Here is a 19,060-nt window from a genome sequence, read left to right on the forward strand (position 1 = left end):
TCCTCAGCTATTTTCGCGGGGCCGCCCAGGCCTTGTTTGTCTCTAGCTCGCGAGATTTTAACCAGGCTCTGACACGGCTTCGGTCAGGCAGCGGCGGAATAGCGCCACGGCCGGCAGGTCGCGCCCGGCGTGGCGGGCGATGATCTGCAGTTCGCGGTGGAAGGTGAGGGGGCCCAGGGACAGCCGGCGCACCCGGGGATGCTCCAGCCAGAGGCCGGCGCAGGGCACCAGGGCCACGCCCAGGCCGTGTTCCACCATCTTGACGATGGCATCGAGTTCGTCCAGTTCGAGCACCTGGCGCACCGCCAGGCGCTGCTCGCGCAGAAAGGCGCTGACCCGGCGCCCGCCAAAGGAGTGGCGGTCGTAGCGGATGAAGGGCTGGGTTTCCAGCAGCAGGCGCGGATCATCGCCGGGCAGGTCCGGCGGCGCGATCAGCACGAAGGGTTCCTGCAGCAGGGTGGTGGCGTGCAGCTCCTTGGGCAGTTCGAAGGGCGGGCGGATGAGGATGGCCAGATCCAGCTCGCCGGCATCCACCTGGCTGAGCAGCGCCAGGGATACGCCCGGCACCAGCCGCGGTTCCAGGCGTGGCGCCTGCTGGCGCAGCCGTACCAGGGTGCCGGGCAGCAGGCCGGTCTGGACGCTGGCGATGGCGCCGATGCGCAATTCGCCCTGGATCTCGTCACCGGCGCCGGCCATGCGCGCATAGGTGGCGAGGATCTCTTCGGCCAGCGGCAGGGCCTGGCGACCGGCGGCATTGAGCAGGGCGCTGCGACCATTGCGGTCGAACAGGCTCACGCCCAGATTCTGTTCCAGGGTGCGGATCTGGGCGCTCACCGCCGAGGGCGTGAGGCCCACGTGCAGACCGGCCGCGGCGAAACTGCCATGGCGGGCCACGGCGAGCAGGGTCTTGAGTTCGCGAAGCATGGTGGTGGCCTGAAGTCAGGAGAGGCCACTGTAGCGAGCCACAAAATTTTTGTCGCTCGGGGGCAGTAAAATACGCTTTATGCACAGGAAAACCTGGGGTGAGAATGGCTGCATTCCCTCTCAGCAGGATTTCCCAGCATGGCCCTGTCGCCCTTTCACCTCGCCATTCCCGTCTACGACCTGGCCGCCGCCCGGCACTTCTACGGTGATGTCTTCGGCCTCGCCGAAGGTCGCTCCAGTGATCACTGGGTCGACTTCGACTTCTATGGCCATCAGCTGGTGATCCACGAGCACCCCAAGACCGCGTCCCAGGACGAGGCCCATACCAACGCCGTGGACGGGCACAACGTGCCGGTACCGCACTTCGGCATCGTGCTGGGCTGGGACGAATGGGAAGCCCTGGCCGAGCGTCTGCGCGCCCGGGAAACCCGGTTCGTCATCGAGCCCTATATCCGCTTCCAGGGCCAGGTCGGCGAGCAGGCCACCATGTTTCTCTTCGACCCCTGCGGCAATGCCCTGGAGTTCAAGGCCTTCAAGGACATGAGCCAGCTGTTCGCCAAATAGGGCGACTCGGCAGGTCTGATGTCACGCAACCTAGGCAAAAGACGCGGCAGCGGCCATCCTTGCAGCCTTGCCCGTCGCCCGGTTGCCGTCATGAATGCCCGCCAGCCCTTTCTCGATCCCTATCACCAGACCATTCGCCAGCTGTCCGATCGCATCGTCGCGGCCCAGGCGCCGATCCGCATCCTTGATGCGGTGAAGTGGGACGACGGGGTGCGCCAGGGTTTCCTGGAGGGCAAGGGCAAGCGCCTGCCGGCGGTGAATCGCGCCTTCTACGAGGGACGCCCGCTGGGCTTCGACGGCGATGCGCTCAAGGGCGAATTCCAGAGCATCGAGCGCGAGGTCACCCGCCAGCTCGGCCAGTTCAATCCGGTCGGCCAGATCATGAGGCGCATGTGCCGCGAATACCGCATGGTGATCCGCATGCTGCAGGCGCGCGGTACCCCGGATTTCGGCCTGATCTCCCAGGAGCTCTATGGCGCGGCCTCGGACGCCTTCCATGCCGGCGATCCGACCCTGGCCGACCTGGGCATGATGATGTCCAGCTACCTGGACAACATCGCCCATCGCGGCGCCCTGGAAGACGAACCCAAGACCCTCACCGCCAAGGACGCCGTACCCATCCTGCAGGCGCGCCTCAATCGGGTGTTCGGTGAGACGGAAGGCACCATCCGGGTGTTCGAATCCGATGGCATCGTCGCCGACGCCGCGGCCGGCGCCGACTATATCAAGGTGCGCGCCGACGCCCTGTTCAACGAACGCGACGTCCGTGCGCTGGAGGTCCACGAGGGCCTGGTGCACGTCGGCACCACCCTCAATGGCCAGAACCAGCCGATCTGCACCTTCCTGGCCAAGGGCCCGCCGTCGTCCACCGTGACCCAGGAAGGCCTGGCGATCCTCATGGAGGTGATTGCCTTCGCCTCCTATCCGACCCGGCTGCGCAAGCTGACCAATCGCACCCGCGCCATCCACCTGGCCGAGGACGGTGCCGATTTCCTCGAGGTGTTCCGCTTCTTCCAGGAGCAGGGCTACGACCTGGAGTCGGGCTACCAGAACGCCAGCCGGGTGTTTCGCGGCTCGACGCCGACGGGGCTGCCCTTCACCAAGGACCTGTCCTATCTCAAGGGCTTCATCCTGATCTACAACTACATCCAGCTGGCGGTGCGCAAGGGCAAGCTGGAGCAGATCCCGCTGCTGTTCTGCGGCAAGACCACCCTGGAAGACATGCGCATCCTGCGCCAGCTGGTGGACGAAGGCGTGGTGGTGCCGCCCAAGTACCTGCCGGCGCAATTCCAGGACCTCAACGCCCTGGCGGCCTGGATGTGCTTCTCCAACTTCCTCAACCACCTGAGCCTGGATCGGATCGAGGCGGATTACGCCAATATCCTCTAAGAGTCTGCTCAGGCGCTGATATGAAAAAGCCCCGGCAGGCCGGGGCTTTTTCGTTTCAAGGCGTCGTGGGCGTCACTCGCCCTTGAAGGCCGCCGCGATGCTCGGCTCGCTGTCACCCGCGCGCGAATCAGTCGAACGCTCCGGCACGAAGGCCAGGGCGCGATTGAGGGCGCCGCAGGCTTCCAGGCCGCTGGCGCGGGCGATGGCTTCGGCCACGGCGCTGCCGGGAATGGTCTCGTCGCGCAGCAGCTGGTCGGTGATGTCGTCCAGCGCCGGCTTGAGTTCGGTGATCAGCGCCAGGCAGCGGTGATCCAGGCTGTGCAGCAGCTGATCGGCAGAGGCGATGCTGGGCCCGGCGTCGAACTCGATGCCGGCGTCGCGCAGGGCCTGCAGGCTGAGCAGCGAGCCGCTCGGGCCCATGCCCAGGGAGGCGACCATGGACAGCGCCAGCTTGGAGGCTTCCTGCAGGTCCTGGGCGGCACCCGAGGAGACCTCGTTGAAGTACAGCTGCTCGGCGCAACGACCGGCCAGCAGCATCTGGATGCGGCCTTCGAGTTCCGACTTCAGGTGCAGGCGCTTGTCTTCGGTGGGGGTGATCAGGGTCACGCCCAGGGCCTGGCCACGGGGCAGCAGGGTGACCTTTTCCACCCGACCGACGTTGAGCACCGCGGCGACCAGGGCGTGACCGGCTTCGTGCACGGCGATGCGAGTGCGCTCGGCCGAACCCAGCGGGGTGACGCCGACCGGTTGCTCGCCGATGCGGCAGGTCTCGATGGCCTCGACGAAGTGCGCCATGGTCACGGCGCTGGCGTTCTCGCGCGCGGCCAGCAGGGCGGCGTGGTTGCTGATGTAGGCGATGGCCGCCGGGGTCAGGCCCACGGTGCCGCGGGAGAGGGCGGCCAGGTCCAGCTCGCCTGCGCAGGGCAGCTTGCCGGCATAGAGTTCGAACAGCGCACGGCGGTCTTCCAGACTCGGCAGCGGCACGGCGATGGTGCGGTCGAAGCGACCTTCGCGGCGCAGCGCCGGATCCAGGGAATCGGCGAAGTTGGTGGCGCCCAGCACCAGCACGCCGCTGGTGCCGTCGAAGCCGTCCAGCTCGGTGAGGAACTGGTTGATGATGCGGTTGGCCTCGGCATCGCTGGAACGCGACTGCTCGGCGCGGCGGCCGATGCCGTCGATCTCGTCGATGAAGATGATGCAGGGCGCCTTCTTGCGCGCGGTGCGGAACAGCGACTTGACCTTCTGGATGCCGACCCCGAAGAACATCGAGGAGAAGTCACTGCCGGTCACCTGGATGAAGTGGGCGTTGCACTCGGTGGCCAGGGCCTTGGCCAGCTGGGTCTTGCCGGTGCCGGGCTCGCCGGTCAGCAGCACGCCCTTGGGCGGACGGGCACCCAGGGCGGCGAAGGCCGCGGGATTGCGCAGGCAGGTGGTGACGTCTTCCAGCGCGCGCTTGGCTTCGGCGGCACCGACCACGTCCTTGAAGGAGATGCCGGTGCCCTTGCGATGCAGCTTGAAGGGGCTGGCGAATCTCAGGGCCAGGGGAATGGCCAGCAACAGCAGGAGCAGGTAGCCCGGCAGGTTGATCAGCAGGGCGTCGAGCCAGGGATGACGCTGCCCGGATTCGCTCCAGGTGGCCACCGGGAACAGCGGTTCGGCCTGGGTGGCGTAGTCGGCCAGCAGGCGATCGGCGATGCGCCCGCCGTTGTCGGCCACGGCGTAGTGCTCGCCGCGATTGGTGTCTATGTAGAGGGTGTGATCACCGATCACGGCGCCGGTGATGGCCTTGGCGCGCAGATCGCCCAGCAGCACGGAGAGATCACGTGGCTGCTGGGTCCAGTGTTCGGGAGCCTGCTGCACGCTGGCGAGCATGGCGGTGGCGGTAGGCGCCGGCGTGCTGGGCGTGAGCCACAGCCAGCTGGCCAGGCTGAGGACGGTGATGAGGGCCAGGGCGCCGGCGATGAGCAGGCGCGGATATTTGGAAACGACGGACTTCTTCATTCACATACCGTTAGGGTAGGAGCGACATCGGACGCGGACTCCCGGATTATCGGCCTGTGGCGAAAAGGGTGAACCTCAGTTCCCCGGAAAACGATGAGTGGACTCACCATCCGTCGAGTAACGTCACACTTTCGGTCTTTTTCGCGGTCCGCAAGACCCTGTTGTTTTGCCGCAGATGTCAGGAGTCAACGCTTCCATGCCCAATCCCATCGACTGTCGCGACGGTCTCGCCGCGTTGCCGCCGGTGCTGCTCGAACACCTGCGCCAGGCCGACGAGGTGCTGGTCCTGACCGGTGCCGGCGTGTCGGCGGAAAGCGGCATCGCCACCTTTCGCGAGGCCCTGACCGGGCTCTGGGCGCGCTTCGATCCGGCGCAACTGGCCACGGCCGAAGCCTTCGTCGAGGATCCGGTGCGGGTCTGGAGCTGGTACGAGTGGCGACGTGCCCAGGTGCTGGCGGCCCAGCCCAATCCCGCGCATCGTGCCCTGGCGGACTGGGGCCGGCAGCACGGGCGGTTGCGCCTGGTCACCCAGAATGTCGACGACCTGCACGAGCGCGCGGGCAGTCGCGAGGTGATTCATCTGCACGGCAGCCTGCATGCGCCGCGCTGCTTCGCGTGTGCGCAGCCCTTGGCAGCGCCGGCGTTGCCGGAATCGGCGGAGCAACTCGTGGCGCCGCCGCTCTGTCCCGCCTGTGGCGGTCTGGCCCGGCCTGGGGTGGTCTGGTTCGGCGAGGCTTTACCGGCAGAGGCCCTGGCCAGCGCCTGGGCCCTGGCCGAGCGCTGTGACCTCTGCCTGGTGGTCGGCACCTCGGGGCTGGTGCAGCCGGCAGCCAGTCTGCCCGGGGTAGCGCGCCAGCAGGGCGCCACGGTGGTGCGCATCGATCCGCAGCCGGCGGCGGATTTCAAGGGTGACTGGCAGCTGCTGGGCGCAGCCGGGATGATTCTGCCGGCGCTGCTGGAGCGCCTCTAGCCTTTAGTGCAGCGCCTGGCCACCGGTCCCCAGCGTATCCAGGGTGCGCTTGAGGGCGGTGTAAGCCTGACGCTGCTCGTCATCTTCGGTCAGCAGGCCGTCGAACAGGGTGGCGACCAGCGCCGGATCCTGGGCGACGAAGCGGTCGATCAGGACGTCGTTGTCCTGGCGCCCGGCGGTGATCAGCAGCACGGCGAGCTGGGCGACATAGCGCGCCGCCAGCGGATAGGCCTTGAGAAAGACCTTGAAGGGGGCATCGGCCAGTCCCGGCGCGAAACCCTTGGCCAGGCCCTGCTGGGCCGCGGCGATGGCCTGGCGGACGGCGTCCTGCCAGTTGCCGGTGGTCACCGCGCCCGCCGGCAGGGCGCGGCGCATCTGGCCGAGCAGGCTGTTGAGGAAGATGCGGCGGTTGGTCTGGTAATCGTCGTCGGTATCGAGCAATTCGCGGCGAATGCGGACCAGGACGCGATCGTCCTCGGCGTCGGCGGTCACCGCCTGCTTGAAGGCCAGGGTCAGTTCGCGGTCCAGCAGGCCGGGCTTGCGACCTTCCAGCTCGGCCTGCAGCAACGGACCGCTGGAGTCGGCGAAGAAGAAGCGCTCGGCGTGGGGCGCCAGGCGTTCGCGCAGGCGCGGCCAGAGCTCAGCCGCGAACAGTTGCTCGGCCGTGCTGCCGGAAACGATGACGCGGTGCTGCGGCGCCTCGGACAGATAGTCGAACAGCGCGGGGGTATCGAGCGCGGTGCGATCGACGATGAGGTAACGGTGCTTCACGGCAACTCCTGAATGCGACGGCAGCACCTGTCGGGGTGCGGCGGGATGGCCGTTAGTCTATAGGAAGGCGGGAACGCTTGGCCCGGGCTTTGGCCTAATCAATCAGGGTGCAGCCCGCGACACCCTTCCTTTCGCGGCCGGAGGACACCAAGATGCGCAAGACCCCGCTGATCCTTGCCCTGAGCGCTGCCCTGGCTCTGGTGGCCGGTCCCAGCCTGGCCGCCAGCAGCAACAACGACGCCGGGGTGACTGGCAACGGCATCGGCGCGCCGGGCAGCTCCAACACCAGCAACAGAGACAGCGCGGACGATACCTCCAGCGCCACGCCGTCCACCCAGAAGAAGGCCGACAAGACGCCTGCCACCAAGGGCCAGGGCAGCCAGCAGAAGCGCGTGCTCAACGATTGATGGTCAAACAAAAGGCGCCTTTCGGGGCGCCTTTTTTCGATCGCAGCCTGTGACGGCGGAAAAGCCTCAGCAGGCGCGGGTTCAGCACGCGCGGGTGTAGCGCACCTGCCAGTCGAGTCGCTCATGGGTGGCCCGCTCGATACGGGCGCGACTGTCGCAGATGAAGGCTTCCAGCAGGGAGTTGTCCAGCAGATCGACCCGCGCGATGCGGCGTTGCAGGAGCGCCGTACCGTTGGGCGCATAGACCTCGACGTTGAAGGTCGCCTGATCCTGGGCGGTCATGGCGCACAGCATCGGTTGAAAAGCGCCCTTGATAATGGTGTTCGCATCCGTGAACTTCAGCGGCTCGGCCATCGCAATCACTCCTGTCAGCTATAACGCTTCGACCGATTCTTGGGCTACCCGTTCGACTTTTGCCATGACCGGCTGGCAGATTTGTGATGCAGGCGGTGGCGCTGCCCGTGCAGGGGACGGCCGGTCAGTTGATCAGGGTACCGAAGGCCTTGTCCGCCTCTATCACCTCGGGCAGTTCGCCCAGCAGAAGCTCCAGATCCACGCCTTCCAGCAGCGGATTGGCCAGCGCCGCCTTGGCCTGGTCGTTGATGCCGCCGTGCCGCCGCAGGACAAAGGAAATCAGGCGCGCCTGGGCAACCATGCGCGCTGGAGCGGAATCCTCGGGCGCATCCTGGGGATGCAGCTGGTAGGCGATGGCATGCTGGATCACCACCGGCAGCTGCCAGCGGCGGGCCAGCTCGGCGCCCACCTCCGGATAGCCGAAGCCGATGGCCTGGTCGGCCGGCACCGGGGCGCGCTGCTCGGCGTCGATGCGCACGGCGATGTCGGGTGCCGCGGTCCTGATCAGCAACTCGCCGATGCTGTGCAGCATGCCGCAGGTGAAGGCGGTCTCGGGATCGGCACCGGCCTGGCGGGCGAGGACGCGGCAGATGCTGGCCACATCGAAGCTGTGCTGCCAGAAGTCCCGCGGATCGAAGCTGGGGTTGTGGCGGAAGGCCGCGGTCACCGCCGAGGCCAGCACCAAGGTGCGCAGGGCGTCGAAGCCCAGGCGGATGGCGGCGCCTTCGATGCTGGTGGACGGTCGCACGCCACGAAAACGCACCGAGTTGGCCAGGCGCAGGACCTTGGCCGAGAGCACCGGATCCAGCGCCAGGTTGCGGGCGACGTCTTCGATGCTGCTGTTGGGATCGTCGAACTGCTGGATCAGCTCCTGAGCCACCTTGGGAATGCTGGGAAGGGTATGCAGGTGATCGAACAGAGCATCGATTTCCATGATGGCGCCTGGTTTGTTCTATACCGAAGGTGGGAACTGATAAGTCGCTGAAAGCATGAACGACGGCCTGGGCGCTGCCAAGCCTAGCCGAGAATCCGCAGCGATGAGCTTAGCGGGCCGGGCGCTGCGGGTTGCAGGATGAGCTGACCGGTGGCGTCATTTCGCCGCCGTCCGTTGGCTCGATCCGTGCGCGGCCGTGGTCCTATGCGTTCCAGTGATGGGCGAAGCGATAACCAGACGTCTATTGTCTTGCTTGAGTCCGCTTTCCGCCGACGACGGGCCACGAATGGGATAGCATCCAGCGATATCAGTTGGCCACTAAATTTGGCGTTCGAGTTGTGCAATGACTTATCAGACTCACATTCGCCAGATGCTGCAGTTGCCCAATGTGCTGGCGCAGAGCACCGGCATCCTGGGCTGGTTGATCAGCACGCTGATTAACCCCTTCCTGACCGCCGGGGTACCGGCCTGGGGCTGGCTGGCCTTTGCCGGCATGATCGGCTCCTGCCTGGCCATGACCACCGCCCGGCGTTTCGCCGTCTGGCGCATGTTCGCCCTGGTATTCGTGCTGTTCGAGGCCCTGGCCTTTCGCTTCCAGATCCTCGGCATGGGCGAGGCTGGCCATGCCTGGATGATTCCCATGGCCATCGTCATCATCCTCGGCTCGACCATTCTGTTTTCCCATGTGCTCGACTACGGCATCGCCGCCGCGGCGGTCTGGTTGCTGCTGTTCTATGGCGAACTGGACACCATCACCGCGGCGGCCCTGCCGCTGTTCGTGGTCATGCTGGGGGCCAGCCTGGCATTGGGGCTGTTGCTCAATGCCACCTTCGTCCGCATCGTCGCCAGCACCCTGGAACTCAAGGAAAGCTATCGGCTGCAGGCGGAAACCGATGCCCTCACCGGGATCAGCAACCGCCGCGCACTGATGCTGGACATGGAGCAGGTCTGCCGAGAGGGATCGCCGTCCTGGTATTTCGTCATGCTCGACATCGACGACTTCAAGCGGATCAACGACAGATTCGGCCACGACGTGGGGGACCAGGTGCTCAGGGAGATGGCCGTTACCCTGGGCAGGCACTTCCCGGGTGGACACTTCGGACGCCTGGGCGGCGAGGAATTCGGCGTGCTGTTGCAGGCCGAGGATGAGCGCCAGCTGGCGCAGCGACTGCAGGCGCTGCTGGACGATATCCGCAGCAGCACCTGTACCGGCAGCTGTTTTTCCTTCAGCGCCGGGGTGGCGCGCCTCGCCCCGGGCTATCAGCCCTCGGAGCTGCTCAAGCAGGCCGATGGCGAGCTCTATCAGGCCAAGCGCGCCGGCAAGGACCGGGTGCACTACCGCGGCGGCATGATCTGCGGCTAGGCCCGTCCGCACGGCGCCCGGGCCACGCCTAGAGCCCCTGATCTTCCAGCGGCGGATGGGTGCGATTGCGGCCCAGGTGCTTGGCGCGGTAGAGCGCGGCATCGGCGCTGGTCAGCAGGTCGGCGGGCTGGGGCGGCGGGGTCTGGCCGGGCGGCTGGACGGCGATGCCGAGACTGACGGTGATGCGACCGAAGGGACTGGTGGCATGGGCCACCTCCAGTACCTGCAGGCGTTCCTGGACCGTGGCGGCCACCCGCTGGGCGCCGCTTTCGTCGCAGTTGGGCAGCAGCAGGACCATCTCCTCACCGCCGTAGCGCGCCGCCAGGTCGCCCGGGCGGCGCGCCGCCGAGGCCACCACGCCGGCCACCGCCTGCAGACAGCGATCGCCCGCGGGATGGCCGTAGTGGTCGTTGTAGGCCTTGAAGTGATCGATGTCGATCATCAGCAGGCTGAGCGACTGGGCGTTGCGTTGCGCCCGGGCCAGCTCCACCGGCAGCAGGTTGTCGAACTGCCGACGATTGCCCAGCCCGGTCAGGCTGTCCTTGAGCGTCAGCAGGTGCAACTCGTCATGGGCCTGGCGCAGGGCCACGGCGCTGCGTTCGCCGGCGCGGATCTCGCGCAGCAGGCTGAAGCCGAAGACCAGCATGCCGACGATGATGAGGCCCACCACCGTCACCGATCTCAGCATGTCCTGGCGCCAGCTGGCGAGGATGTCGCTCCGGGAGATACCGGCCAGCGCCACCAGCGGATAGCCTTCCAGATGCTGGAAGGCATAGAGGCGTTCGCGGCCGTCGAGCATGGCGCGCACCAGGGCGGTACCGCTGGGGGCCTGGGTCACGTACTGGCGAAACAGCGTGCTGCTGGCCAGCGGGGTGCCGACGTGCTCGGGCACATAGGGCCGGCGGACCATCAGGGTGCCATCGTCCTGCGCCAGGGTGATGGCGCCGCGGGCGTCCAGTTTGAAGCGCTCGTAGTAGTCGACGAAGTACTGCAGGCGGATGGTGGCCAGCAGGACACCGGCGAAGCGACCGTCGCGGTCTTCCAGCCGGCGTGATACCGGGATGATCAACTCGTGGGTGCTGCGACTCTCGATCACCGTGCCGACGTGCAGTACGTCGGCGGCGTGCTGGCGGTGAAACTGGAAATACTCGCGATCGGCATTGTTGGCCCGGGGCGGCTCGCTGCTCTTGTCGGTCACCCGCCATTCGCCATCGCGACCGTAGATGAACAGCCCGTGCAGTTGCGGCAGGAGGGCGGCCTGGCGCGCCAGCAGGCGATGCACCCGGGGGCGGTCCAGGTGATCGAGGGGTTGATCCTCCAGGCGGTCGCGGATGCTGACCAGCAGCGAATCCGCTTCCTTGATGGCGTCGTCGGCATGCTGCGCCGCCGCCAGGGCGATGTTGCCGACGTCGCTGCGCGCGCTGGCGAAGGCGTTCTGGTAATTGCGCCATACCTGCCAGGACTCCAGGGCCAGGATCACCGCGACGGCACAGACCAGCAGCCACAGCGCCCGGCGCTGGGTGGCCGGGTTGCGCGGCGGGAGGGGAGTATCGTCGGCGTCGACCATGGCGGGAAAGCTTCCTCGTCCTCGGTGTGCAGGAGACCGCGCGCCGGGCGATTCAGGCCACTACACGGGGATAAAAGTCAGACAAGTCTACAGTTTCGTCGGAATCTTGCAGAGCGTACGAATCCTCGCGTCACAGCCGTGGTCACTAGCGATATAGCTGTCCTTGGGATGGCGCCCAGCCAACTGCCCGACCGGGAGGTCAAAGATGTCGCAGATCGCCGAACAGATCGTCGAAGACGCCATGCAGCGCATCGAGGAGAACGAGCCGCAGCATGCCGCCGATCCCGTGCGCAACTTTTCCCTGACCCTGACCGATCCTGCGGAGATCCGGGTCGGCGCGGAAATCTACTTTCTCTTCGAACAGCGCCTCAAGGGGTTCTATCCGGATGCCCGGGTAGTAGTGCGCGGTCATGCCGCCGAGGGCTACAACATCACTGCCCAGGTCGAGCGTCGCCGCTCGGCCTGATGGCCGGGCCCTCGGCTCGTGCTAGCTGGGGGCCAGCTTGACCAGTTGCCGGGCCAGCAACGGCCCGGTCAGCACCACCCCGATCAGGCGCAGCGCCTGCATGGCCAGCACCAGGCCGACATCGGCATGGGCATCCACCGCGATGATGGCCATGGAATCCAGTCCGCCCGGACTGGTCGCCAGGTAGGCGGTAAGAAAGTCCACGTGCATCAGCTTCGCCATCAGCAGGGCCGAGAAGGCACAGAGCGCGATCAGCAGCAGTGAGGCGAAGATCATCTTGGGCAGGGCGCGCCAGACATAGGCGACCGTGGCCCGGTCGAATCTCAGGCCGACATAGCAGCCCATGGCGCCATAGGCCGCCGCGAGCAGCAGATGGGGCAGGGTGATATCCAGCCAGCCGTTGAGTTGCAGCAGCGTGCCCAGGGCGATCGGCAGCAGCAGGGCACCGGCAGGAAACAGCCGGCCGCCCAGCCAGCTGCCGGCGAGGGCCACCGCCAGGGTCAGCGCCAGGTTGAAGGCGAAGTGGCCGTCCAGGCTGACTACCGTCGCCTGATGCCCGGTGCCGCTGCCTTCGGCGCCCAGCAAGCGGCCGACCAGGGCACTGATCAGCACCACGCAGACCACCCGGACATATTGCATGGTGGCGACGATGCGGGGGTCGGCGCCGTATTCCTCGGCCATGGCCACCATGGCGGCCGCGGCGCCAGGCGTGGTGCCCCAGGCAGCGGTACTGCCGGGCAGACCACCGAAGCGCACCAGCAGGGCGCCGGTGAGCAGGCTGAGCAGTACGGTCAGGGCGGTGGCCAGCAGCATCACCGGCCAGTGTTCGGCGACCGTGAGCAGCACTGCGGCGGTCATGGCATGGGCGATCAGGCAGCCCACCACGCCCTGGCCGGTCTGGAACAGCCGCCGTGGCAGGCGAATGGTGGCGCCGCAGACGCCAAAGCCGATGGCCACCAGCATGGGGCCGAGAAAGAGCGCCGCGGGTACTTGCAGCCAGCTGAGTCCGCCGCCGACCAGGGCGGAGCAGAGGATCAGGGCCAGCCATTGCAGCAGTGGAGGATAGGGCGAGGGGACAGGCGGGGTGGGCAAGGCGGTCTCCGGACGGCGGGGGACCGGCGCGGCGTACCGACCCCGGGGCCGACACGGGGTCGACCCCGGAGACGATTATACGACCTTTGTCGCTTTCAATGGCCTTTCAGTCACTGAAAAAACCGTTGGCTAGCGCACCAGGTGCAGGAACTGCAGATGGCGTTCGTACTGGTCGAGCATGTCGTTGAGGATCTGCTCGCGGTTGTAGCCCACCAGGTCGTAGTCCTGGCTGCCTTCGGTGAGGTGCACCTCGGCGCGGTAGTAGCGCCGATTCTTCAGGTGCAGGCCGCCGATGCCGGCGCGGGCGAAGGAGGGCGTGAAGTAGCCCTGCATGATCACCTGGTAGATGAAGGGATGCTCTTCGCCATGGCCGATGATGAGTTGCAGGTTGGCGTTGGTGGCGTCGAATTGGGTCTCCACCACCAACCCTTTCTCCCGCGAGACCTCGACCATCTCTTCCATGGCTGGCCGCACGGTGCTGTCCATGAAGCGATAGACCTCGTCCCGCGAAGGGAAGTACACCGCCTGGGACAGCCGCTGGCGCCAGCCGCCATGGCGGGCCTTGCCGTTGGTCGCCACCGGCGCCAGCGAGTGCAGCCGCGCCCGCTGGCGCTGGGATTCCAGGTGCAGCGCCTTGTGCAGCCCCCACATCATCAGCAGCACCACCACCGAGAAGGGGAGCGAGGTCAGCACCACCGCGGATTTCAGCGCATCCATGCTGCCGGCGAACAGCAGGCCGCCCGTGACCAGGGCCACGGCCGCGCCCCAGAACACCCGCAACCACTTGGGACCGTCTTCATCGGCCTCACCGCCGGTGGACGACAGGGTCGAGAGCACCACGGTGCCGGAATCGGCCGAGGTGACGAAGAAGACGAAGCTCACCAGCACGGCGACGCTGATCACCACGCGGCTGGCCGGATAGGTTTCCAGCACCTGATAGAAGACCATGGCCGGATCGGTGAGAGCGGTCTGCGCCAGGCCGGTCATGCCCTGGCCGAGGACCAGCTCCAGGGCGCTGTTGCCGAAGATCGACAGCCAGGCCAGGGTGAAGCCCAGCGGGATGAACAGCACGCCGAAGACGAATTCGCGGATGGTGCGACCGCGCGAGATGCGCGCGATGAATAGCCCGACGAAGGGCGCCCAGGCGATCCACCAGGCCCAGTAGAACACCGTCCAGCCACCCAGCCAGTCGGACGGCTCGTCATAGGCATAGAGATCGAAGCTCTTGCCCGGCAAGGCCGAGAGATAGTCGCCGATGTTCTGGATCAGGGTGTTGAGCAGGTGCTGGGTCGGACCGGCGAACAGCACGAACAGCAGCAGGGCGACGGCCAGCACCATGTTGATGTCGGACATGATGCGCACGCCCTTGTCGACACCGGACACGGCCACGGCGATGGCCGCGCCCATCATCAGCACGATGAGGATCAGTTGCACCCAGTGGCTGTGGCTGATGCCGAACAGGTAGTCGAGGCCGGCATTGAGGTGCAGCACCCCGAAGCCCAGGTCGGCGCCGAGGCCGAAGATGGTGGCGATGATGCCGAAGGCGTCCACGGCGTGGCCGATGGGCCCGTTGATGCGCTTGCCGATCAGCGGATAGAGCGCCGAACGCAGGGCCAGCGGCAGGTTGTGGCGATAGGCGAAGTAGGCCAGGGCCATGGCCACGAGGGCGAACACGCCCCAGCCGTGCAGGCCCCAGTGCAGGAAGAGAATCTGCATGGCCTGGCGCGCGGCTGCCGGATTGCCGCCTTCACCGGCCGGGGGCTGGGCGAAGTGGGTCAGGGGTTCGGATACGCAAAAGAAGAACAGGGTGATGCTGATGCCCGCGGCGAACAGCATGCCGGCCCAGGACAGATAGCTGAACTCGGGTTGGTCGTGGTCGGCACCGAGCTTGATCTTGCCGTAGCCGGACAGCGCGGTGACCACCACGAACACCAGATAGAGCGACATGGCCAGCAGGTAGTACCAGCCGACCGTATTGGCGGCCCAGGTCTGGGCCTGCAGCAGCCAGGCGCCAGCCTGCTCGGGACGGCCGATGACCACCAGGGAAAACAGCAGGATCACTGCGGCCGCGCAATAGAAGGCGGGAGGATTCAGCTTTACGGTGCCGGATGAGGGCGTTGCACTCATGAGGACTCCTTGCAGACTGCCAAAGGGAAGAATGCTTTTTTAATTGATCGTTCGATTAAAAAAGAATACCACAGGAGGCCCCCGAGGTGAACGCTTCGAGTCAGCGAGGCGTTGAAAGTTGCCGCTTAGAAGGCTTGCTTATGCCGGTGGTCGACTTTGGTCTAGCCAGGGCCGAATGGTCAGAACCGTGACCTCTTGGCAAAGTCTGTTGGGTATGACTCAGGCATCTTCTCCCTTCGGCTCCTATCGTGCACTACTGCTTCTGGTAGAGGACGAACCCTTGCTGCGGGAATTGGCCACCGAGGCCCTGGAGTCGCTGGTGGACCTCCAGGTAGTGGCCATGTCGACCGCCGATGCGGCGCTGAGCTATCTGGAACAGAACGGTGCCCGCATCGACGTGCTCTTCACCGACGTGCGCATGCCGGGACGCCTGGATGGTGAGGCCCTGGCCCAACTGGTCGCTCAGCGCTGGCCGCACATCCCGGTGATTCTTACCTCCGGCGATCGCCTGACCGTCCCCCGCGGCGCCGGCCGCACCCGCTTCATGCCCAAGCCCTGGCATATCGACGACATGGCCAATTGCGTCAACGAGGTGCTGGGGCAGAGTCGGGTGGCGTGAGGGGGCGGTTGAAAAGTCGGGACCTATGGCCGACTATTCGAGGGCTGATCCAGCTTGAGTCATGCCATGCGACCTTCCTTAGCCTTAGACCTCAAACGCGCAGTAATACGAGACGCTGCAGCGCGTTTTCGCGTGGCCAATCCGCGGGTATTTGGCTCTGTCCTGGACGGTACCGATCAGGACGGCAGCGATCTCGATCTGCTGGTAGACGCATTGCCGGGGGCGACCTTGTTTGATCTGGGAGGCCTGCAGGATGAGCTGGAGGAGTTGCTGGGCGTTCCTGTGGATCTGGTGACCCCTGCCGATCTGCCCGGATCTTTTCGCACTCAGGTCCTGCTGGCAGCACGACCGATATGAATCGCACAGCGGACTATCTGGTTCATATGCAACAGGCGGCCGGCGAAGCCGTAGGCTTTATCGAGGGCCTCACTCGGGAAGACTTCCTGGAGGACCGCCGGACACAGCAAGCGGTGGTCATGAGCCTGATCATCATTGGCGAAGCGGCGACCAATATCATGATCGCGGACGAGGCTTTCACCCAAATGCATCCGCACCTTCCATGGCGCAGCATGAGGGGTATGCGCAACCGTATCGCCCATGGCTATTTCGACATCGATATCGATGTCGTCTGGGAAACCGTGGTTACCGCTCTACCGGAGCTTCTGGAGCAACTGCGTTTGTTACCGGGAAAGTAGCCTGGTAGCTCGCTGTGCCCTCACCCCAACCCTCTCCCAGGGGGAGAGGGGGCTGTCCGAGCGGGTTTCCTGCTTTATCAGCTCCAGCGAGCAAGATCGCGATCCGCTATCGGGGGGGCACCCACAGGGGCAGCCGCATCGAGGACCGCCATGGCCGCATTGGCTCGCCCTACGGCTGCCATTGCGGATCCTTGCCGCTCAGCTTGCGATCGAGGAAGAAGGCGGTGCTGATCAGCGCCAGGTGCGACAGGGCCTGGGGCAGATTGCCGAGGGGGTAGCCACGCTTGTCCAGTTCTTCGGCATAGAGACCCAGGGGATTGGCGTAGCCCAGCAGCTTTTCGAACTCCAGATGGGCTTCGTCGACGCGACCAGCGCGGGCTAGGCATTCGACGTACCAGAAGGAGCAGGCGACAAAGGCGCCTTCTTCACCCTTGAGGTTGTCCGCCGGGGTGTCGACCGGGTTGTAGCGGCGGATCATGCCGTCGTAGGCCAGGTTGGTCTTGATGGCGTCCAAGGTAGACAGCCACATGGGATCGGTGGCGCTGACGAAGCGCACCAGCGGCATCAGCAGCAGGGCGGCGTCCAGACTCTTGCCGTGGCGGGTCGAGGTGAAATGACCCAGTTCGGCGTTCCAGAAGTTGTCCCAGATGTCTTCCTGGATGGCGGCGCGCGCGGCGTACCAGCGTTCATAGGGCATTGGCAGCGAGCGCTTGACCGACAGCCGCATGGCGCGGTCGATGGCTACCCAGCACATCAGCCGTGAATGCAGGAAGTGCTCGGGATCGCCGCGCATCTCCCAGATACCGGCATCGGGCTGGTTCCAGTGTTCGCAGACGTGATCGATCATCCGCACCACGTCCTTCCAGCCATGGTGGGAGATGGCTTCGCCATACTTGTTGGACAGGTAGATGGCGTCCATCAGCTCGCCGTAGATGTCCAGCTGGACCTGCTTGTAGGCCTCGTTGCCGATGCGCACCGGACTCGAGTTTGCATAGCCCGCCAGGTGGTCGAGGGTTTCCTCGGGCAGGTCCAGCCCGCCGTCCAGGCGATACATGATCTGCAGTTTTTCCGGGGCGTTGTGGCTGTTTTCCACGCACTGGCCCACCCAGTGGGTGAAATCCTTGGCTTCCTGGGTGTAGCCCAGGCGCATGAAGGCGTAGACGGTAAAGGAGGCGTCGCGGATCCAGGAGGCGCGATAGTCCCAGTTGCGCTCGCCACCCAGTGCCTCGGGCAGGCTGAAGGTGGCGGCCGCGGCGATGGAGCCGTGCTTGCAGGAGGTCAGCAGCTTCAGCGCCAGGGCCGAGCGGGTGACCATCTCGCGCCAGCGCCCCTGGTAATGGCTCTTGGCGGCCCAGGAAGTCCAGTAGGAGAGGGTGTCCTCGAAGCAGAGATCGCTCTGGCCGGCGACGACCTTGTCGTCTTCCTTGCAGCCAAAGACGAAATCCAGTTGCTCACCCTGTTCCAGTTCGAACTCGGCCGATGCGGCATTGCCGTCGACCCGCAGGGTGACGCTTGACGCCAGGCGCAGGGTCGGCTGGCCAGCGGCCTCGAACAGGGCGCCGCCGTCCACCAGGCGGGCGCGGGTCTCGGCGCGGGCATAGTCGTGGGCCGGCGCGCAGACCAGGCGGAAGCGGCAGCGGCCGGCCACCACCTGTACGCGGCGGACGATACGCGGCTTGGTATCTTCGCTGCTGCACACCGGCATCAGGTCGGTGATCTCGGCGACCCCTTCCGCCGACAGCCAGCGGGTCTGCAGGATGTTGGTATCCGGCAGGTAGAGCTGTTGCTCGCGGGCGTCTTCCCAGACCGGCGCCAGGCTGAAATAGCCGGCCTTTTCCGAGTCGAGCAGGGCGGCGAACACCGAGGGGCTGTCCAGATTCGGCCAGCAGAAGTGGTCGATGGTGCCGTCGGTGGCGACCAGGGCGCAGGTACGCAGGTCGCCGATGACACCGTGGGCACCGATACTGCGACGACCCTGTACGGAGGTGGAATCAGCCATTGTCTTCGAATCCCGGATAGAGGCACATGCCGCCGTCGACGAACAGGGTGGTGCCGACGATGTAGTCGGCCAGGTCGCTGGCGAGAAAGACCGCCGCGTTGCCCACGTCGTCGACATGGCCGACGCGCTTGTAGGGGATCAGCCTGAGCAGTTCGCGGGCCTTGGCCTCGTCGCCGGTCACCTCTTCATTGATGGCGGTGGCGATGGCGCCCGGGGCGATGCTGTTGACGCGGATGCCCTCGGCGGCGACTTCCTGGGCCAGGCTGCGCATCAGCAGATTGACCCCGCCCTTGGATGCGGCGTAGTTGACGTGTCCAGCCCAGGGAATGACCTCGTGCACCGAGCTCATGTGGATGATCTTGCCGAGGGCGCGGGAAATGTTCTCGTCGCGGCCCTGCTTGCGGAACTGGCGGATCGCCGCCTGGGCGCAGAGAAACTGGCCGGTGAGGTTGGTGTTGATCACCGTGTTCCAGTCCTTGAGGGACATGTCGGCCACCGCCGCGTCCTTTTGCAGACCGGAGTTGGCGACCAGGATGTCCAGGCGGCCGAAGGCTTCCAGGGTGCGCTCGAACAGGGCCTTGACCGCGTCCTCGTCGCCGACGTCACCGCCCACGGCGATGGCACGGCCTCCGGCGTCCTGGACGCGCCTGGCCAGGTCTTCGGCAGGTTCGGCATGGGAATGGTAGTTGATGGCGACGGCGGCACCGGCCTTGCCCAGGGCTTCGGCAACGGCGGCGCCGATCCCGGAGCTGCCGCCGGTGACCAGAGCGACCTGGCCGTTGAGGGAAAGCTGCATGTACAGACTCCTGCGCGGAAAA

19 protein-coding genes are annotated in these 19,060 nt (G+C 66.0%); 9 read left to right on the forward strand and 10 right to left on the reverse strand.

Annotation, left to right across the window (positions count from 1 at the left end; translation table 11 throughout):
* Positions 1 to 57: 57 nt before the first annotated feature.
* Entirely contained in the window at positions 58 to 924 is an 867-nt protein-coding gene (locus tag AABM56_RS04835; protein ID WP_133862874.1) for a LysR family transcriptional regulator, read from the reverse strand.
* A gap of 138 nt (positions 925 to 1,062) precedes the next feature.
* Between AABM56_RS04835 and AABM56_RS04840 the strand changes: the two genes are divergently transcribed.
* On the forward strand, positions 1,063 to 1,488 hold the full coding sequence (locus tag AABM56_RS04840) for a VOC family protein (protein ID WP_133862875.1): 426 nt from the start codon (positions 1,063 to 1,065) through the stop codon (positions 1,486 to 1,488).
* Between the two features lie 90 nt (positions 1,489 to 1,578).
* A complete protein-coding gene (locus tag AABM56_RS04845) occupies positions 1,579 to 2,877 on the forward strand; it encodes a flavohemoglobin expression-modulating QEGLA motif protein (protein ID WP_133862876.1) in 1,299 nt (432 codons plus the stop codon).
* 72 nt (positions 2,878 to 2,949) lie between these two features.
* On the opposite strand, the gene AABM56_RS04850 is transcribed toward AABM56_RS04845, so the two are convergent.
* Positions 2,950 to 4,878, reverse strand: coding sequence for an AAA family ATPase (locus tag AABM56_RS04850; RefSeq protein ID WP_133862877.1), 1,929 nt, complete (start codon positions 4,876 to 4,878; stop codon positions 2,950 to 2,952).
* 196 nt (positions 4,879 to 5,074) lie between these two features.
* On the opposite strand from AABM56_RS04850, the gene AABM56_RS04855 reads away from it, so the two are divergent.
* Positions 5,075 to 5,848, forward strand: a complete 774-nt coding sequence (locus tag AABM56_RS04855; protein WP_133862878.1) for an NAD-dependent deacylase — start codon at positions 5,075 to 5,077, stop codon at positions 5,846 to 5,848.
* Between the two features lie 3 nt (positions 5,849 to 5,851).
* Here AABM56_RS04855 and AABM56_RS04860 read toward each other — a convergent pair whose 3' ends face one another.
* Complete coding sequence (locus AABM56_RS04860; protein WP_133862879.1) at positions 5,852 to 6,619, reverse strand: hypothetical protein; 768 nt, start codon at positions 6,617 to 6,619, stop codon at positions 5,852 to 5,854.
* A 152-nt stretch (positions 6,620 to 6,771) separates the two neighbouring features.
* Between AABM56_RS04860 and AABM56_RS04865 the strand changes: the two genes are divergently transcribed.
* Positions 6,772 to 7,026: a hypothetical protein gene (locus AABM56_RS04865; protein ID WP_133862880.1), complete on the forward strand. Its 255-nt coding sequence runs from the start codon at positions 6,772 to 6,774 to the stop codon at positions 7,024 to 7,026.
* 81 nt (positions 7,027 to 7,107) lie between these two features.
* Here AABM56_RS04865 and AABM56_RS04870 read toward each other — a convergent pair whose 3' ends face one another.
* Positions 7,108 to 7,380, reverse strand: a complete 273-nt coding sequence (locus tag AABM56_RS04870; protein ID WP_133862881.1) for a hypothetical protein — start codon at positions 7,378 to 7,380, stop codon at positions 7,108 to 7,110.
* Between the two features lie 124 nt (positions 7,381 to 7,504).
* The gene (locus AABM56_RS04875; protein WP_218568720.1) at positions 7,505 to 8,317 is read right to left on the reverse strand and encodes an HDOD domain-containing protein; all 813 of its coding nucleotides are present in this window, start codon (positions 8,315 to 8,317) and stop codon (positions 7,505 to 7,507) included.
* A gap of 340 nt (positions 8,318 to 8,657) precedes the next feature.
* On the opposite strand from AABM56_RS04875, the gene AABM56_RS04880 reads away from it, so the two are divergent.
* Positions 8,658 to 9,677 (forward strand): GGDEF domain-containing protein, encoded by a 1,020-nt coding sequence (locus AABM56_RS04880; RefSeq protein WP_133862883.1) that lies wholly within the window; start codon positions 8,658 to 8,660, stop codon positions 9,675 to 9,677.
* Positions 9,678 to 9,705: 28 nt separating this feature from the next.
* Here the strand turns inward: AABM56_RS04880 and AABM56_RS04885 are convergent, their stop codons facing one another.
* Positions 9,706 to 11,244: a sensor domain-containing diguanylate cyclase gene (locus AABM56_RS04885; protein ID WP_263259773.1), complete on the reverse strand. Its 1,539-nt coding sequence runs from the start codon at positions 11,242 to 11,244 to the stop codon at positions 9,706 to 9,708.
* A gap of 205 nt (positions 11,245 to 11,449) precedes the next feature.
* Here AABM56_RS04885 and AABM56_RS04890 point away from each other — a divergent pair, with 205 nt between their 5' ends.
* Entirely contained in the window at positions 11,450 to 11,710 is a 261-nt protein-coding gene (locus AABM56_RS04890) for a hypothetical protein (RefSeq protein ID WP_133862885.1), read from the forward strand.
* Positions 11,711 to 11,731: 21 nt separating this feature from the next.
* On the opposite strand, the gene AABM56_RS04895 is transcribed toward AABM56_RS04890, so the two are convergent.
* A complete protein-coding gene (locus AABM56_RS04895; protein ID WP_347883870.1) occupies positions 11,732 to 12,802 on the reverse strand; it encodes an AbrB family transcriptional regulator in 1,071 nt (356 codons plus the stop codon).
* Between the two features lie 129 nt (positions 12,803 to 12,931).
* A complete protein-coding gene (betT, locus tag AABM56_RS04900) occupies positions 12,932 to 14,896 on the reverse strand; it encodes a choline BCCT transporter BetT (protein ID WP_187981318.1) in 1,965 nt (654 codons plus the stop codon).
* A gap of 247 nt (positions 14,897 to 15,143) precedes the next feature.
* Here betT and AABM56_RS04905 point away from each other — a divergent pair, with 247 nt between their 5' ends.
* The 3 genes from AABM56_RS04905 (at position 15,144) to AABM56_RS04915 (ending at position 16,243) form a co-directional block, all read left to right on the forward strand.
* Positions 15,144 to 15,548 carry a response regulator gene (locus AABM56_RS04905; protein ID WP_347883871.1) on the forward strand — a complete coding sequence of 135 codons (405 nt, stop codon included), beginning with the start codon at positions 15,144 to 15,146 and terminating at the stop codon, positions 15,546 to 15,548.
* 66 nt (positions 15,549 to 15,614) lie between these two features.
* Positions 15,615 to 15,905 (forward strand): nucleotidyltransferase family protein, encoded by a 291-nt coding sequence (locus AABM56_RS04910; RefSeq protein WP_133862887.1) that lies wholly within the window; start codon positions 15,615 to 15,617, stop codon positions 15,903 to 15,905.
* Complete coding sequence (locus tag AABM56_RS04915) at positions 15,902 to 16,243, forward strand: DUF86 domain-containing protein (RefSeq protein WP_347883872.1); 342 nt, start codon at positions 15,902 to 15,904, stop codon at positions 16,241 to 16,243. Before AABM56_RS04910 ends, AABM56_RS04915 begins: the two co-directional genes overlap by 4 nt.
* 169 nt (positions 16,244 to 16,412) lie before the next feature.
* On the opposite strand, the gene AABM56_RS04920 is transcribed toward AABM56_RS04915, so the two are convergent.
* On the reverse strand, positions 16,413 to 18,242 hold the full coding sequence (locus AABM56_RS04920) for a glycoside hydrolase family 15 protein (protein WP_187978526.1): 1,830 nt from the start codon (positions 18,240 to 18,242) through the stop codon (positions 16,413 to 16,415).
* On the reverse strand, positions 18,235 to 19,038 hold the full coding sequence (locus AABM56_RS04925) for an SDR family oxidoreductase (RefSeq protein ID WP_347883873.1): 804 nt from the start codon (positions 19,036 to 19,038) through the stop codon (positions 18,235 to 18,237). Before AABM56_RS04925 ends, AABM56_RS04920 begins: the two co-directional genes overlap by 8 nt.
* Positions 19,039 to 19,060: the final 22 nt, after the last annotated feature.

Origin of the sequence: Pseudomonas aestiva (assembly GCF_039908605.1) — a bacterium.
Classification (GTDB): Bacteria; Pseudomonadota; Gammaproteobacteria; order Pseudomonadales; family Pseudomonadaceae; genus Chryseomonas; species Chryseomonas aestiva.

Excerpts from the sequence above, each read along its gene's own strand:
- AABM56_RS04885 (WP_263259773.1), bottom strand. The coding sequence starts at position 11,244 with ATGGTCGACGCCGACGATACTCCCCTCCCGCCGCGCAACCCGGCCACC.
- AABM56_RS04890 (WP_133862885.1), top strand. The coding sequence starts at position 11,450 with ATGTCGCAGATCGCCGAACAGATCGTCGAAGACGCCATGCAGCGCATC.
- AABM56_RS04910 (WP_133862887.1), top strand. The coding sequence starts at position 15,615 with ATGCGACCTTCCTTAGCCTTAGACCTCAAACGCGCAGTAATACGAGAC.
- AABM56_RS04850 (WP_133862877.1), bottom strand. The coding sequence starts at position 4,878 with ATGAAGAAGTCCGTCGTTTCCAAATATCCGCGCCTGCTCATCGCCGGC.
- AABM56_RS04835 (WP_133862874.1), bottom strand. The coding sequence starts at position 924 with ATGCTTCGCGAACTCAAGACCCTGCTCGCCGTGGCCCGCCATGGCAGT.
- AABM56_RS04915 (WP_347883872.1), top strand. The coding sequence starts at position 15,902 with ATGAATCGCACAGCGGACTATCTGGTTCATATGCAACAGGCGGCCGGC.
- AABM56_RS04855 (WP_133862878.1), top strand. The coding sequence starts at position 5,075 with ATGCCCAATCCCATCGACTGTCGCGACGGTCTCGCCGCGTTGCCGCCG.
- AABM56_RS04905 (WP_347883871.1), top strand. The coding sequence starts at position 15,144 with ATGACTCAGGCATCTTCTCCCTTCGGCTCCTATCGTGCACTACTGCTT.
- AABM56_RS04920 (WP_187978526.1), bottom strand. The coding sequence starts at position 18,242 with ATGGCTGATTCCACCTCCGTACAGGGTCGTCGCAGTATCGGTGCCCAC.
- AABM56_RS04840 (WP_133862875.1), top strand. The coding sequence starts at position 1,063 with ATGGCCCTGTCGCCCTTTCACCTCGCCATTCCCGTCTACGACCTGGCC.
- AABM56_RS04845 (WP_133862876.1), top strand. The coding sequence starts at position 1,579 with ATGAATGCCCGCCAGCCCTTTCTCGATCCCTATCACCAGACCATTCGC.
- AABM56_RS04870 (WP_133862881.1), bottom strand. The coding sequence starts at position 7,380 with ATGGCCGAGCCGCTGAAGTTCACGGATGCGAACACCATTATCAAGGGC.
- AABM56_RS04880 (WP_133862883.1), top strand. The coding sequence starts at position 8,658 with ATGACTTATCAGACTCACATTCGCCAGATGCTGCAGTTGCCCAATGTG.
- AABM56_RS04925 (WP_347883873.1), bottom strand. The coding sequence starts at position 19,038 with ATGCAGCTTTCCCTCAACGGCCAGGTCGCTCTGGTCACCGGCGGCAGC.
- AABM56_RS04865 (WP_133862880.1), top strand. The coding sequence starts at position 6,772 with ATGCGCAAGACCCCGCTGATCCTTGCCCTGAGCGCTGCCCTGGCTCTG.